The sequence below is a fragment of the Variovorax sp. 10L426 genome, assembly GCF_056395305.1.
In genome coordinates, this window is sequence record NZ_JBFTJF010000010.1 from 65925 (window position 1) to 80296 (window position 14372).

At 65.9% G+C, this 14372-nt stretch carries 15 protein-coding genes; 9 read left to right on the forward strand and 6 right to left on the reverse strand.

All coding sequences use genetic code 11. The annotated features are described in order from the left end of the window. Window positions 1-31 precede the first annotated feature (31 nt). The 6 genes from AC1DHL_RS15980 to AC1DHL_RS16005 are packed head-to-tail and all read left to right on the forward strand — an operon-like array spanning window position 32 to window position 5569. The gene (locus AC1DHL_RS15980; protein WP_478162582.1) at window positions 32-586 is read left to right on the forward strand and encodes a VOC family protein; all 555 of its coding nucleotides are present in this window, start codon (window positions 32-34) and stop codon (window positions 584-586) included. Next, the gene (locus AC1DHL_RS15985; protein WP_478162583.1) at window positions 579-1700 is read left to right on the forward strand and encodes an alpha/beta hydrolase family protein; all 1122 of its coding nucleotides are present in this window, start codon (window positions 579-581) and stop codon (window positions 1698-1700) included. Before AC1DHL_RS15980 ends, AC1DHL_RS15985 begins: the two co-directional genes overlap by 8 nt. A gap of 17 nt (window positions 1701-1717) precedes the next feature. Further along, window positions 1718-3358, forward strand: coding sequence for an FAD-dependent oxidoreductase (locus AC1DHL_RS15990; RefSeq protein ID WP_478162584.1), 1641 nt, complete (start codon window positions 1718-1720; stop codon window positions 3356-3358). Window positions 3359-3371: 13 nt separating this feature from the next. Beyond that, a complete protein-coding gene (locus AC1DHL_RS15995) occupies window positions 3372-3590 on the forward strand; it encodes a DUF2783 domain-containing protein (RefSeq protein WP_478099898.1) in 219 nt (72 codons plus the stop codon). Next, window positions 3587-4546: an MBL fold metallo-hydrolase gene (locus AC1DHL_RS16000; RefSeq protein ID WP_478099896.1), complete on the forward strand. Its 960-nt coding sequence runs from the start codon at window positions 3587-3589 to the stop codon at window positions 4544-4546. Before AC1DHL_RS15995 ends, AC1DHL_RS16000 begins: the two co-directional genes overlap by 4 nt. A gap of 42 nt (window positions 4547-4588) precedes the next feature. Beyond that, on the forward strand, window positions 4589-5569 hold the full coding sequence (locus AC1DHL_RS16005) for a Bug family tripartite tricarboxylate transporter substrate binding protein (protein WP_478162585.1): 981 nt from the start codon (window positions 4589-4591) through the stop codon (window positions 5567-5569). Window positions 5570-5579: 10 nt separating this feature from the next. On the opposite strand, the gene AC1DHL_RS16010 is transcribed toward AC1DHL_RS16005, so the two are convergent. The 5 genes from AC1DHL_RS16010 to def are packed head-to-tail and all read right to left on the reverse strand — an operon-like array spanning window position 5580 to window position 8664. After that, entirely contained in the window at window positions 5580-5936 is a 357-nt protein-coding gene (locus tag AC1DHL_RS16010; protein ID WP_478099892.1) for an AzlD domain-containing protein, read from the reverse strand. Then, a complete protein-coding gene (locus AC1DHL_RS16015) occupies window positions 5933-6673 on the reverse strand; it encodes an AzlC family ABC transporter permease (RefSeq protein WP_478162586.1) in 741 nt (246 codons plus the stop codon). The genes AC1DHL_RS16010 and AC1DHL_RS16015 overlap by 4 nt, the downstream gene beginning before the upstream one ends. Further along, window positions 6673-7626: a methionyl-tRNA formyltransferase gene (gene fmt, locus AC1DHL_RS16020; RefSeq protein WP_478162587.1), complete on the reverse strand. Its 954-nt coding sequence runs from the start codon at window positions 7624-7626 to the stop codon at window positions 6673-6675. The genes AC1DHL_RS16015 and fmt overlap by 1 nt, the downstream gene beginning before the upstream one ends. 7 nt (window positions 7627-7633) lie before the next feature. Beyond that, the gene (locus AC1DHL_RS16025; protein ID WP_478099886.1) at window positions 7634-8128 is read right to left on the reverse strand and encodes a hypothetical protein; all 495 of its coding nucleotides are present in this window, start codon (window positions 8126-8128) and stop codon (window positions 7634-7636) included. Between the two features lie 2 nt (window positions 8129-8130). Beyond that, window positions 8131-8664, reverse strand: coding sequence for a peptide deformylase (gene def, locus AC1DHL_RS16030; RefSeq protein WP_478099884.1), 534 nt, complete (start codon window positions 8662-8664; stop codon window positions 8131-8133). Window positions 8665-8824: 160 nt separating this feature from the next. Between def and AC1DHL_RS16035 the strand changes: the two genes are divergently transcribed. The 3 genes from AC1DHL_RS16035 (at window position 8825) to AC1DHL_RS16045 (ending at window position 11804) form a co-directional block, all read left to right on the forward strand. Further along, on the forward strand, window positions 8825-10045 hold the full coding sequence (locus tag AC1DHL_RS16035; RefSeq protein ID WP_478099882.1) for a LysM peptidoglycan-binding domain-containing protein: 1221 nt from the start codon (window positions 8825-8827) through the stop codon (window positions 10043-10045). A gap of 18 nt (window positions 10046-10063) precedes the next feature. Next, window positions 10064-11218: a DNA-processing protein DprA gene (gene dprA / locus AC1DHL_RS16040; RefSeq protein ID WP_478099880.1), complete on the forward strand. Its 1155-nt coding sequence runs from the start codon at window positions 10064-10066 to the stop codon at window positions 11216-11218. Window positions 11219-11288: 70 nt separating this feature from the next. Beyond that, window positions 11289-11804 carry a Smg family protein gene (locus tag AC1DHL_RS16045; RefSeq protein WP_478099878.1) on the forward strand — a complete coding sequence of 172 codons (516 nt, stop codon included), beginning with the start codon at window positions 11289-11291 and terminating at the stop codon, window positions 11802-11804. Window positions 11805-11941: 137 nt separating this feature from the next. Here the strand turns inward: AC1DHL_RS16045 and AC1DHL_RS16050 are convergent, their stop codons facing one another. Further along, window positions 11942-14356, reverse strand: a complete 2415-nt coding sequence (locus tag AC1DHL_RS16050; RefSeq protein WP_478099876.1) for a DUF1631 family protein — start codon at window positions 14354-14356, stop codon at window positions 11942-11944. Window positions 14357-14372 lie beyond the last annotated feature (16 nt).

The window sequence follows — 14372 nt, forward strand, 5'->3', positions numbered from 1 at the left end:
CGTCCCCTGAGCCCCCAAGTTGGAGACGATCATGCCCGCCGAGACCTTGCCTCTCGCACCGCCGCCCGTGCCCGTTCAGGGACTTCACCACTTCGCCTGGCGCTGCCGCGACAGCGAGGAAACCCGCCGCTTCTACGAGGACCTGCTAGGCCTGCCGCTGACCCACGTGATCAAGAGCGACCACGTTCCGAGCACCGGCGAGTTCTGCCCCTACGTCCACATCTTTTTCCAGATGCGCGATGGTTCGTCCATCGCGTTCTTCGATCTCGGCGACGATATCGCGGCACTGCCTTCGCCCAATACGCCGGCATGGGTCAATCACCTCGCGCTGCGCGTCGATTCGGCGGCAGAGCTCATGGCGGCCAAGGCGCGGCTCGAAGCGGCGGGCGTCGAAGTGCTCGGGCCGACCGACCATCACATCATCCAGTCGATCTATTTCTTCGATCCGAACGGCATCCGCCTCGAACTCACCACACCCACGGTGCCGAAGGCTGAGATGGACGCGCATGCCCGCCGCGCCCGTGCCGAACTGGACGCATGGACGGTGCGCAAGGCCGAACTGCGAAAGGCGGCAAAGCATGGCTGAATTGCAACTTGCGGTCATCGACGTGAAGCCGGGCGCGGCGCTGGAGAGCCAATCGGGCTTGCAGATGTTGCGCCCGCGCATCTACGGCGCTTACCGCGCGCCGAACGGCCCGAAGAGGGTCGCAGCCATCGTGATGCACCCCACGAGCAATTTCATGGGCCACTATCTGATCGGCCCGCTGGCCGAGCGCGGCATCTGCTGCATGGGCCTGAACTCGCGCTACATGGGCAACGACACGGTGCTGCTCATGGAACGCGCGATCCAGGACCTGGGCGCCGGCGTGCAGTTCCTGCGGGCGGCGGGCTACGAGAAAGTGATGCTGATCGGCAATTCGGGCGGCGCCGCGCTGTCCAGCTTCTATCAGGCACAGGCCGAGAAGCTCACGGCGCACCATTTTCCGGACGGCGACCCAACGCACCTGCACTCCGACGACCTGCCGCCGGTGGATGGCATCGCGCTGTGCGCTGCGCACCAGGGCCGCTCGAAGCTGATGCGTGACTGGATCGATCCCTCGGTCACCGACGAACACGACCCGATGTCCGTGGACGCCGAGCTGGACATGTACGACGCGCGCCACGAGATGCCCTACAGCGTCGAGTTCCTCGCGCGCTTCAGCGCGGCGCAGAAGGCGCGCCTCGACCGCATCGAGCATTGGGCGCTGGAGCGCCTGCGGCAGTTGCGCAGCACGCCGGGCGCGCCGCGCGACCAGGCCTTCATCGTCTACCGCACGCACGCCGATCCGCGCTGCGTGGACTTGTCGATCGACACGAACGATCGCGCAGCGGGCAGCGTCTGGGGCGATGCGCGGCAGGTGAACTATTCGGCCAACGCGATGGGCCGCGTCACTTCATTGACGGCCTTCCTGTCGCAATGGTCGTCGCGCTCGCAGGCCGACGGTCCCTCGAACCTCGCGCGAACGACGGTGCCCAAGCTGCTGCTGACCTACACCGGCGACCAGTCCACGTTCCCGAGCACGCGCGATGCGTGGATGGCGGCGGGCGGCGCGCGCATTCGCAATGTCGACATCGTCGGCGGCAACCACTACCTCGCGGGCCAGCCGGAACTCGTGCTGCGCGCCGCCGATGCGATCGCCGAATGGGCGCATGCACTCTGAACAGGCCGAAGACACCGATGGAAAGCTACACCTTCGCATCCGACTACGAATTGCCGCACTGGCCGTTCGTGCCGCCGCCCGAACTGAACAATGAGAGCGTCGCACGCCATCCGATCGTGATCGTCGGCGCGGGCCCGGCGGGGTTGACGCTGGCCTGCGACCTTGCCCGCCGCGGCGTCCGCGCCGCGCTGCTGGACGAGGACGACACGGTCGGCGTGCGCGGCGCTTCGTCGCGCGGTATCTGCTACGCGCAGAAGTCCCTGGAGATCTTCGCGCGCCTCGGCATCTACGAGCGCGTCGCCGACAAGGGCATCACCTGGTCTTTCGGCCGCACCTTCTCCGGCGAGCAGGAGGTCTACAACTTCAACCTGAAGACCGACAGCATTTCGGTGCAGCCGCCCTTCATCAATCTGCAGCAGTTCTACGTCGAGTGGTTCCTGGTCGACCGCATCCTCGAACTGGGCCAGACCGACCTGCGCTGGAAGCACCGCGTGACGCACGTGACGCCGCTCGCAGACGGCGTTCGCCTGGACATCGAAACTCCGGCGGGCAACTACACGATCGAAGCTGACCATCTCATCGACGCCACCGGCGCCAATAGCCCGATCCGCACGCAGCTTGGCATCGACGCGCACCCGTCGCGCAGCACCGACCGCTGGTGCATCAGCGACGTACGCTTCAAGAAGCCGCTGCCGACCGAGCGCTGGACCTGGGTCGATGCGCCCTTCAATGAAGGCCGCGCGGTCTGGCAGCACCTGATGGGAGACGGCGTCTGGCGCATCGACTACCAGATGCCCGAAGACTGCGACACGGCCTACATCAGCAAGCCCGAAGTGGCCGGCGCGCGGCTGCGCGAACAACTCGGGCCGGGCGTGGAATTCGAATTCGTGTGGATCGGGCCGTATGGCTACCGGGACCACCTGCTCGACAACTTCCGCCACGGGCGCATCCTCTTCATCGGCGACTCCGCGCACGTCGTGAGCCCCTTCGGCGCGCGCGGCGGCAACAGCGGCATCCAGGACGCGGCCAACCTCGGCTGGAAACTGGCGCTGGTCGTGCAGGGCCACGCCGGCGACGCGCTGCTCGATACCTACGATGCGGAACGCCGCCCCGCGGCGGCGGAGAACCTGCGCGTCACCAGTCGCTCGGCGCGCTTCCTTGCGCCGCGATCGCCAGCCGAACACACGCTACGGCGCGCGGTGGTCGCGCTCGCGTCGCGCCATGCTTTCGCCCGTGCGCTGGTGAATACGGGTCGCATGTCGGTGGCCAATGAATATCCCGCCGGACCTCATTTGCCCTACGGCGGACGGACCGTGCAGAACCTGCCGTTGCGCGATCGCGACGGCACGCCAACCACGCTGATGGAACTGCTGGCCGACGGCACGCAATGCCTCGGCCTCTGGTTCGCGCCGACGCGCGCGCAGGCTGAAGCGCTGACCGACGCCGTCGCGTCGTTGCCGCTGCGCCTCGTGGCCGTTGGCGGAGACAGCGGACTGCCCACGCTGCAGCCCGACGAGGCACTGGCGCGTCACCTCGGCAACGCCATGCCCGGCAGCCTGTGCCTCGTGCGCCCCGATGCCTATCGCGCCGCCTTGCTGGAAGAGCCCACGCCGGCATCGATCGCAGCCACCGTCCACGCCGCGCTGGCGCATCGCTGAAACGCAAAAAACCATGATCACCGAACCCCACATCCCCGATCCCGACGGCTTCTACGCAGCTTGGGTCAGTGCCCAGGAAGGGCTGACCGAGGCGCAGAGCGCCGATTTCAACGCCCGCCTCGTCCTGCTGCTGGCCAACCAGTGCGGCGACCAGGCCGTGCTGCTGGACTGCATCGCCGCCGCGCGCGAAAGCGGCGATGCCTCCCCAAACAACTCACAAAGCCCCGCATGAACACATCCGCTTCCTTCGCCTCCGCCTCCGATACCCGCGAGCAGAAGCCGCAGTTGCGCGAGCTTGCGCCCAGCGTGTACGGCTACATCAGCGACTTCGATCCCAACTGCGGCTTCATCGTCGGCGATGACCACGTGGTGCTGATCGACACCCGGCCCACACCGCGCATGGCGCGCGACTTCCTGGCCGACATCCGCACCGTCACCGACAAGCCGATCAAGTTCATCGTGCTGACGCACTACCACGCCGTCCGCGTCATGGGCGCCAGCGCCTTCGACGATGTACAGGCCATCGTCGCCAGCAAGGGCACGCTCGACTGGGTGCATGAGCGCGGCCAGGCCGACTTCGATTCGGAGGTCGGGCGCTTTCCGCGCCTCTTTGCCGGCGTCGAGGAGATTCCCGGCCTCACGGTGCCGACGATGAGCTTCGAGCGCGAAATGAGCCTGTGGCTCGGGCGGCGCGAAGTGCGGCTGATGTGCCTCGGCCGCGGCCACTCGGGCGGCGACACCGTCGCGTGGCTGCCCGACTGCGGCGTGCTGTTCTCCGGCGACGTCGTCGAGAACCGCTGCGGCGTGTATGCCGGCGACGCCTACATCCAGGATTGGGCGGGCACGCTGGAGGCCGTTGCTGCGCTGAAGCCCGAGGTGCTGGTGCCCGGTCGCGGCGCGGTGGTGAAAGGCACGGCAGCGTGCGCCGAGGCGATCGAACTCACCAAGGCTTTCCTCTCGACCTTGATCGCCAGCGTGCGTTCCGGCATCGACGCGGGCGACAGCCTTCGCGGCTGCTTCGAGCGCGCCGAGCAAGCAATGAAACCGCGCTTCGGCGACTGGCCCGTCTTCCAGCACGTGCTGCCCTTCGACGTATCACGCGCCTACGACGAGCTGCGCGGCATCGAGCATCCGGTCATCTGGACCGCCGAGCGCGACCGCGAGCTCTGGCAGACGCTGCGCGGCTGATTGCCGCATTCAACACATCACATCATGACGGAGACAAGACCGATGAATCGCCTGAAACGCATCTTCCAACTGTTCATCGCGGGGTTCGCGATGGCGGCAGCCGGCCATGCAGCCGCGCAGTCCACCTACCCCAACCAGCCCATTCGCCTGATCGTCCCCTACGCCGCCGGCGGAGGCACCGACAACCTTGCGCGCACGCTGTCGGAGGCGATGCAGCCTTCGCTGGGCCAGCCGATCGTCGTCGACAACCGCCCGGGTGCGTCGACCAACATCGGCGTGTCGGTGATGATGCAGAGCAAGCCCGACGGCTACACGATCATGCAGGCCGAGAACGCGGCACTGCTCTTCAACGAATACATGTTCGTGAAGCTGCCCTACAAGCCGGCGACCGACTTCACGTACATCGGAACCATCGGCCGCTTTCCGGTGGCACTCGTGGTGCATCCGGACTTCCCGGCGAAGACGGTCGCCGAATTCGTGAGCTACGTGAAGGCCCACCCCGACTCGGTCAGCTATGCCTCGCCGGGCAGCGGTTCGCCGCACCACATGGCCATGGAGCTTTTCAAGCAGAAGGCGGGCCTCAGCATCCAGCACGTCCCCTACAAGGGCGCCGCACCCGCAATGAACGACATCATGGGCGGCCAGGTGCAAACCATGATGTTGGACCTCGCCTCCGGCCTTCCGATCATCCGGTCCGGCAAGGTCCGCGTGCTGGCGATCGCGTTGCCGCAGCGCGCACGCGCGCTGCCCGATGTGCCGACCTTTTCGGAACTGGGCTTCAAGGACGTCAACGCCTATGCCTTCCACGGGCTGATCGGTCCGGCCGGCATGCCCCCGGATGTCGTCAACCGGCTCAACAGTGAGCTGAACAAGGCCATGCAGGCGCCGAAGGTGGTGAAGCTGTTCTCGGACTTCGGCTTCGAGGCGCTCCCCGGAACGCCGCAGGGCTTCTACAAGCTCGCGCGTGCCGAGAGTGCCAGATGGGGACAAGTCATCAAGACCTCGGGCGTGCAGCTCGACTGAGATCGCCGCGCTACCAGCCCAATCCGAGATGCAACGGCAGATAGACCGCCATGCCCGCCAGCATCGTCCCCAGCACGCCGCGCCGCCAGAAGAAATAGGCGGTGCCGGCCACGGCGCCGTAAAGCCTGGCGTCATGCAGGGTCGAGGTCAGATGGCCTTGCGTCATCACGATCTCGGGAACGATCACCGCGGCGAGCGCGGCCGCGGGTGCATAGTGCAACGCCCGATGCGCCCATTCCGGCAGGCCCCAGGGGCGGTCGAGGATGAAGAAGAAGCAGCGGGTCAGCACCGTGACGCCGGCCATGCCGACGATCACGCCGAGCGTCCACAGATCGGTCTGGCCCCCGCCCAGGTTCGCCAGGTTCACTTGTCGTCCTCCGCGTCAGGGTCGAGTCCGAACTGCTTCTCGAGCCAGAAGCACAGCAGCACCGCAACGCCGATGCCGGCGACGATGTTGAGCTTGAGCGGCAATGCATACGCCGCCACCGCGGTGACACCCGCGATCAGCACGGCCAGTATGCGCAGACGCGTCGTGGCCATCGAGCACACGATCGCGACCAGGCTCAGCACGCCGGCGAAGCCCAGGCCCCAGGTCGGCGGAATCATGTTCGCCAGGAAGATGCCGAGAAGGCTCAGGCCCATCCACGACACCCAGGTCACGCAATAGTTGCCGGTGAGGTAAGCCTCCTGCCCGCGCTGCTCGGCTTCGGACTCGGGCGGGCGCGCGTACTTGCGGGTAAACAGCGCATAGCTCATGTCGGCGGTGAGATAGCCGTGCGTCATGCGGCGCCAGCGCGGCATGTGCATGAGGTAGGGCCGCAGATGCAGGCTGAAGACCACGAAACGCAGATTGACGCAGAAGCTCGTGGCCAGGACCACCCAGGCCGGTGCGCCTGCGATCAGCAGCGGAATGGCCGCGAGTTGCGAGCTTCCGGCGTAGACGAGGACCGTCATCGCGATCGACTCGAACAGGCTCATGCCCGCCTGGAGCATTGCCACGCCGGTCATGAGGCCCCAGGCGCCGATGCCGAGGGCGACCGGCAGCATGTCGCGCAGGCCCTCGCGGAACTCCGGCTGACGGCGGATGGATTTTGAGAGGAACATCAGCCGAAAACCTGCCCGGGCTTCACATCGAAGCCGCGCAGGAATTCGGCGACAGGTAGGCGCTTGCCACCGGCACGCTGCAGTTCGGAAATGACGACGACGGAATCCTTGGCGGCGACGAGGATGCCGGTGGACGAGACCGCGCGGACCGTGCCCGGCGGCTCGTCGGCAGCCTCGCCTCGGGCCTCCGCCGCCCAGAGCTTGACGGTCTCGCCATCCAGCGTGCTGCTCGCACCGGGGAAAGGATCGAAGGCTCGGATGCGACGCACGATCGTGGCCGCATCCAGCGACCACGCCACCTGCGCCTCGCTCTTCTCGACCTTGTGCGCGTAGGTCACGCCTTCAGACGGCTGGGGCTCGGCGTGGAGCGTTCCGGCGTCGGCCTGCTTCAAGGCTTCCACGATCAGGCGACCGCCCATTGCAGCGAGCCGGTCGTGCAGCCGCGCGGTCGTGTCGTCGCCGATGGGGGTCGATTCGCGCAGCAGCATGTCGCCGGTGTCGAGGCCGGCGTCCATCTGCATGATGGTGACGCCGGTCTCGGCATCGCCCGCCTCGATCGCCCGATGGATCGGCGCAGCGCCGCGCCATCGCGGCAGCAGGCTCGCGTGAATGTTGAGGCAGCCGAGCCGCGGCGCATCCAGCACCCACTGGGGAAGGATGAGCCCGTAAGCGGCGACGACCATCACGTCGGCTTTCGCGCAGGCGACGGCATCGCGCGCTGCCGAGGCATCGTCGGGATACTTGCCGTCGAGCCGCAGGCTGCGCGGCTGCGCTACCGGCCAACCGCGGCTGACCGCGAACTGCTTGACCGGCGAAGCTTGCAGTTTCATGCCGCGGCCCGCCGGGCGGTCGGGCTGGGTCAACGTCAGGACGATCTCGAACCCGGGCTCCGCTGCAATCGCCTCCAGCGCGACGCGGGCGAAGTCGGGCGTACCCGCGAACGCGACCTTCATGTGGCGCTCACCGGCCGACGCCGATCTGGTCTCGGAAAAACTCGTCGCCGACGTTGTAGTGATCGACCACGCCGTCCGGACTGACGTAGATATAGAGAAGGCGCCGTTGATTGATGTGCTTGTAGCGCCAACTCCACACGTTGCCGTCGAAGGAGGTCACGCGCGTGATTTCGTAAGGCCGCCCGTAGGTGCGCAGTATGTCGGCCTCTCGCCAGACACCGGGCTTGATGGTGCTGCCGAACAGTCCTTCGAAAAGCTCCTGCCGCACGGAAACGACTTTTCCGCTCGCGTCCACGTCGATGTTGGACACCTCGAATCCCATCGGCGCGCGCGAGTATTGCAACCGTTCACCGCCATCCGGCAAGGGATAGGTCGCCGTGGGCGTGCCCACTTGCTGCAGCACCTGGGCCCGCGGCGTTCCCAATGCAGTCCGTGTCGGATCGCTTGCGCAACCGGCCAAGGCCGTCGTCAATGCTGCGGCCAATAGCCATCGACGATTCATGATCAACGCCGCCCTTCGCGCTGGTCGAGCTTCTGGTCTTCGCGTTGCTGCTTGAGCAACTTGCTCTTGATGCGATTGCGCTTCAAGGGCGACAGATATTCGACGAACACCTTGCCGAGCAGGTGATCGAGTTCATGCTGGATGCAGACAGCCAGCAGGCCTTCGGCCTCGATGGTCTGCAACTCGCCCTCGGTGTCGAGCGCCGTCACGCGCACCGCGGTGGAACGCTCGACTCCGTCGTAGATGCCCGGCACGGACAGGCAGCCTTCTTCGTTGATGATCTTGTCGTCGCTGGCCCAGACGATCTCCGGGTTGATCAGGACGACAGGCTTGTCGCGTTCTTCCGACACGTCGATCACGACCAGGCGCTCATGCACATCGATCTGCGTGGCGGCGAGGCCGATGCCGTTGGCGTCGTACATCGTCTCCAGCATGTCGGCGACCAGGGTCTTGATGCGGGCATCGACACCCTGCACCGGTTTGGCCACCGTATGCAACCGCGCATCGGGGTAACTCAAAATGGTTCGTTTTGCCATGAAAGCGAGGAAAAGTTGTCGCTATTTTCGCCATTTCCGCGACGCGCGAATGTGAGACGGGGGATATACATTGCCCAATCTAGGGCTTCAGCGCAAAATTCGTAGCAAATTGTGAGGATTCGTACGTTCTGCGTGGCGCAGTGTGTGCACACCATCAACCATGAATAAATTCCGAATCAACGAACACCTGCGTCCCAGCCTTTTCGCCACCTTGACAGCCCTCGCCGCCATCGGCACGGGCGTCACGACGGCTTCCGCGCAAACCTATCCGATCACACCGCAACAGCGCGCCACCGCCCAGCAAACCGCCCAGGCCGGAATTCCGGTCAGCGAGCTGGCCCCCAATGCGCCCGACGAATACACCGTCAAGCCCGGCGACACGCTCTGGGCGATTTCCCGTCTCTACCTGCGCAGTCCGTGGCGCTGGCCCGAGCTCTGGGGCATGAATATCAGCGAGATCTCGAACCCGCATCGGATCTACCCGGGCCAGGTGCTTTATCTCGACAAGACCGGCGGCCGTGCCCGTCTGAGCACACGCCGTGGCGGCGCCCCCAATGGGACCGTCAAACTGTCGCCGCGCACACGGTACGAATCGCTGTCGGGCATGGCGCTGCCGACGCTCAATCCGAGCCTGATCGAGCCTTACCTGAGCGAGCCGATCATCATCGACCAGGACACGCTCAACACTGCGCCGCACATCGTGGCCGGCAACGACAGCCGCGTGCTCCTGGCCCGCGGCGACCGTGCCTATGCACTGGGCGACGCCAATTCGGCACTGATCGAGCAGCCCGGCCCGATCCAGACCTTCCGTATCTTCCGCAACGCGACGCCGCTGAACGACCCCGCCACGGGCGAACTCCTCGGCTATGAAGCGGCGTACCTCGGCAGGGCGCAGCTCATGCGCAGTCAATCGATCGAAGGCCAACTGGTCGAGGGCAAGGAAGTCACGAATGTCGTCCCGGCGACCATCGACATCGTTGCGGCACGCGAGGAAATGCGCGCCGGCGACCGTCTCCTGCCGGAGCCGCAACGCCAGCTGATGAGCTATGCACCGCGCGCACCGGAACAGGTGATCAACGGGCGCATCGTCTCGGTGTACGGCAATGCCGTGCAGTACGTGGCGCAGAACCAGGTGGTGGTGATCAACAAGGGCACACGCGACGGCATCGAAGCCGGTCATGTGCTTGCGATCCTCAAGAACGGCGAAACCGTCGTCGATCGCGCGTCCAACACCACCTACTCCGGAAAGCAAGTCGTGAAGCTGCCGAATGAGCGCATCGGCCTGCTGATGGTGTTCCGCCCATTCGAAAAGGCCTCCTACGCATTGGTGCTCGAGATCAGCGACGCGCCGAAGCCGGGCGACCTGCTGGTCAACCCCTGATGGTCGCTTTGCTTTCGCGTGGAGCGTGAAGAGCTAGCAAGCTGGCTGAGGCTATCGCTGACGCCGGGCATCGGCAGTACAGCGGGCCGGAGGCTGCTCGCGGCTTTCGGCCTGCCTGCCGAGGTCTTCCGGCAGACGCCGGGCGCGCTGCAGCAGGTCGCGACAGAGGCGCAAGTGCAAGCGCTGCTTCGGGAGCCGGCGGAACTGCCTGCGCTCCTCGACAAGACGCTCGAATGGCTGCAGCACACCGACAGTCAAGGTGCGACCAGACGCATCCTGACCCTGGGCGATGCGGGCTATCCGGCGTCGCTGCTGGAAATGGCCGATCCGCCGTTGATGCTCTACCTGCTGGGCGCACCGCAATTCGACCTGACGCAACTCGATCGCAGCATTGCCATGGTTGGCAGCCGCAACCCCACGGCCCAGGGCGCGGAGAACGCGCGCGCTTTCGCGCGAGCCTTCGGCGAAGCGGGCATCACGGTTGTGTCCGGCCTCGCGCTGGGTGTCGATGGCGCTGCGCACACAGGCGCGCTGGAGGCGAGCGGCGGACCTGACCGGCTGGCAACCGTTGCGGTGGTGGGAACCGGGCTGGATCGCGTCTACCCTGCCCGGCATCGCGAACTCGCGCATCGCATCGCGGCCCAGGGCCTGATCGTGAGCGAGTATTCGTTAGGAACACCGCCGCTCAACCAGAACTTCCCCAAGCGCAATCGCATCATCGCCGGCCTGTCGCGCGGCACGCTGGTGGTGGAGGCTGCCCTTCGATCGGGCTCGCTGATCACTGCACGGCTCGCGGCGGAACAGGGCAGGGAGGTGTTCGCGATACCGGGGTCGATCCATTCACCGCAGTCGCGCGGCTGCCATGCGCTCATCCGACAGGGCGCGAAGCTGGTCGAGTCCGTTGGCGATGTGCTCGAAGAATTGCGCTTCGATGCATCGCCGGCGCCTTCATCCGGGACATCCCCCCAGCCAACGCTTCACGCGGAACCTGCGGACGGTGGCGAATCCGGTCTGCTGGGCGAAATGGGCTTCGATCCGGTGAGCCTCGATGCGCTCTGCGCCCGCACAGGCTACAGCGCTGCGGAGCTTCAGGCTCGATTGCTCGAACTTGAACTGGACGGGCGCGTCGCCCGCCTGCCTGGAGGGTTGTTCCAGCGCGTCGCCGCTGCTTGAGCCGCTGGGCTGCCTGCATGTCGTCGTGTTGACGCAACTTTTGAGAGCCCGGGTGGGCTATATTGAACCCATGTTCGAAGTGCTTGTGTTTGTCTACGAAAACTACTGGCGCGGCGACGCGTGCCCCGAGCCCGAGCAATTGGGGCGCAAGCTCAGCGCGCAAGGCTTCGATGCCGAAGAGATCCGCGATGCGCTGCAATGGCTCGACGGACTGAGTCTCGCGACCCAGGGTATCCAACTCAGCAGGCATGCCGACAGGGCCACCGCCACCGTGAGCATTCGAAGCCGGAGCGATGACGTGATGGCCCCGTCCCCGGGATCGATTCGGGTCTATTCGAGCGTCGAGCAGACGCACATCGGCGCCGAATGCCTGGGCTTCATCAGCTTTCTGGAATCGGCCGGCGTCCTGCCTGCCGGCATGCGCGAGATCGTGATCGAACGCGCGATGGCGACCCCAAGCGAGCCACTGTCGCTCGACGAACTCAAGATCATCGTGCTGATGGTGCATTGGAGCACCGGCGTCGAGCCCGATGCGCTGGTGCTTGACGAACTGTGCGACGACAGTAGTTCGCGCGTGGCGCATTGACTGAGCTCGCCCCCAGGTTGCCCGCACTTCGTGTCGGGCGCCCACCCCCTACCGGGGGCAACACCAGCGGCCCGGCTAAGCCGGTTCCGCGGTGTTTCACGAACGGGGCTGACTTCGTCGGCCGCGGGCGGAACCGCCTAGTTCAATAGGCGTTCGGGGTTGGCGTCTAGCTTGGCCAGGGCTTCGCGGGTTGCGCGCACCGTTAGGGTTTCCTCTTCGGCGGGGACCAGGAGGCCTGCCTGGAGGTAAGACGCTAGCCTTCCGACCTGGATCAGGAAGCTGCGACCGTCGCTGGAGGCGAAGAGGTGCAGTTGCTTGCGGTCGCTGCGCCAGACGAATTGGACTTGGCTCACGCGGTCGTTGTGGTCGAGCATGAACCAGTTGCCGACCTGGAGTTCGTGCGCCCAGGCGAGCATGTCCTCGCTGACCTTGGTGCCGGTGTCGGGCACCACCTCGATCGAGGCGGCGTCGACGCCGAGCAGGAGTTCGATGCTCGCGGCGTCCAGGGGCAGGTCGGTCGCACTTTCGTCAGATACGAAATCTTCAAGGTTGGCGAGCCGCTTGGCCATGGCCTCGATCTTTGCCTGGGGGATGGCTTCGGTCTTTGACATGAAGGCATCGGACAGGGTCGCGCCGATGGTCTTGATGTGCGCTTCCTGGGGGTCACCGACGATGCCCAGCAGCGTCATGCCCTGGCGCAGGCGTTGGAGCAGCTTGGGAAGATCCTGGATCACGCGGGTGCGGTCGTTGCGGTTCGGCTTGGCGCTTGCGGCCCACACAAGATCGGAGGCGGAGCGCTTCAGTGTCACCGTCTGCTCGTCCTGCGGCCCGTAGCGCAGGGCCGCGATGGCCAGCACTTCGGCCCAGACCTTGAACAGGAATTCGCGGATCTCCTCGCGTACCGGCATGTCGTTGAGCATCTTGCGCAACTCGATGGTGTACTGGATCGCCATCGTCTCCTTCTGCTCGACCTGCTGTGCCACGCTCATCACCTTCTGGGTGGTGTCGCTCTGCGTGAGGTACTTGTTGAGGAAGGCGACGAATTCGTCGAACACCAGCTTGAACACGCGCTGGCCGGTTTCCGGATATTGCTCGATCACCTGCACGACACGGCGGATCTCGCCTTCCAAGGCGCTGCCGGAAATGGCGGCCGCGTCGAAGCCCATCACGCACGAACCCATGCGGTCGATCAACATGCGGGCCGGATGCTGCAGGGTGCCGAAGAACTCGGGCTCGGCGATGGCCACGCGCAGGACGGGCATCTGGAGCCGCGCGAACCACACACGCGCCGAGAAAGGAATGCGCTCCTCGGCGAGGATGGCCTGGAACATCAGCGCCACGATCTCCACGGTCGCCTTGTCCGCCGTCGTCGGCGCCTTCTTCTTCAGCTCGGTGCTGCGCCGCCGAAGCTCGTTCGAGGCGTTGTGAACGGCAGCGGCCTGATCGCCCACGACGTACTGCGAGGACGCGACTTGGTAGGCTGCTTCCGCATCTGCGATGGCCGCAGCGAAGGCCGGTGCGCCGCCGCCGACGCCGCCGCCCATGGCGCCGACCCCGCCGCCACCCACCATTTCGCCCCCGGCCGCCAGGCGCTGCTGCGCGATGTCACCGCCGATGCGAGCCGTCACGAATCGCTTGAGATTGAGCAGGACGCCCTGCGCGCGCTGACGGGCCATCAGCAGCGGCGAGCCGCCGGTCACGAGCATCGTGTCGCCGCCGGGCAGTCCCTGCCCGCTTGCACCGCGGCCCATGCCGACACCGATCGCGGCCGGCGCGAAACTCCCTGGCGGTGCGCCGAAGCCGCCACGCACGGGCTGGGCTTGTTGTTGCCCCGCAATACCCATCGGCGCGCTGGCGGCATGAGCGAAGCTGCCGCCAAGAGCGGCGGCGCCCGAACTGACCGAGCCTGTTCGCCGGACAAAGCTCTTGAGGTCGATCTCGGGCATCACGTCCTTCCCGACGAGGAAGGCGTTGGCATCCTTGTAGGCCTTGACGACGGTATCGACCATGTGCGACTGCACCTGATCCTGGACCTTGCCCCACAGTTCGCGGCTCAAACCCACGGCCAGCCATTTGTCGACCAGCACCTTGGCCAAGGCCTCGGGTTTCAGGATGTCCTTGGCATCGAGCTCATGGGTCCCTTCCAGGTGCTGGATCCGCAAGCGCAGGTCATTGAGTTCGAAATTGGCCTTGTCCTGGATGGACTGCGCGAGCCGCGACGAAAGGATCCCGGTTTCGACCACTTCGTCGCCAATCAACTCGAGGCGCGAGAGGGAATTGGACGCCGTTCCGGTCGGGCTGCTGCTGGCCAGCGCCTTTCGCCAGGCGGCCTGCGACTCCTTCACCCAGTTCGAGCCGTTCGCCTGGAACGCCAGGAATCCGTCGCGGTTCTCCTGCATGTCGCGCGCATTGCCGACTTGTGCAGCCAGCGCAACCAGCCGCTCCCGGATCGCATGGGCCACCGGCTCGATCACCCCCTCGGTGGCGGCAACGAAAAGCTCGCGCGTTTCGCGGGAAAGTTGGAGGGAAGAAGCGTGGGACCGCGTGGGCATGGATGAACAGGACGGC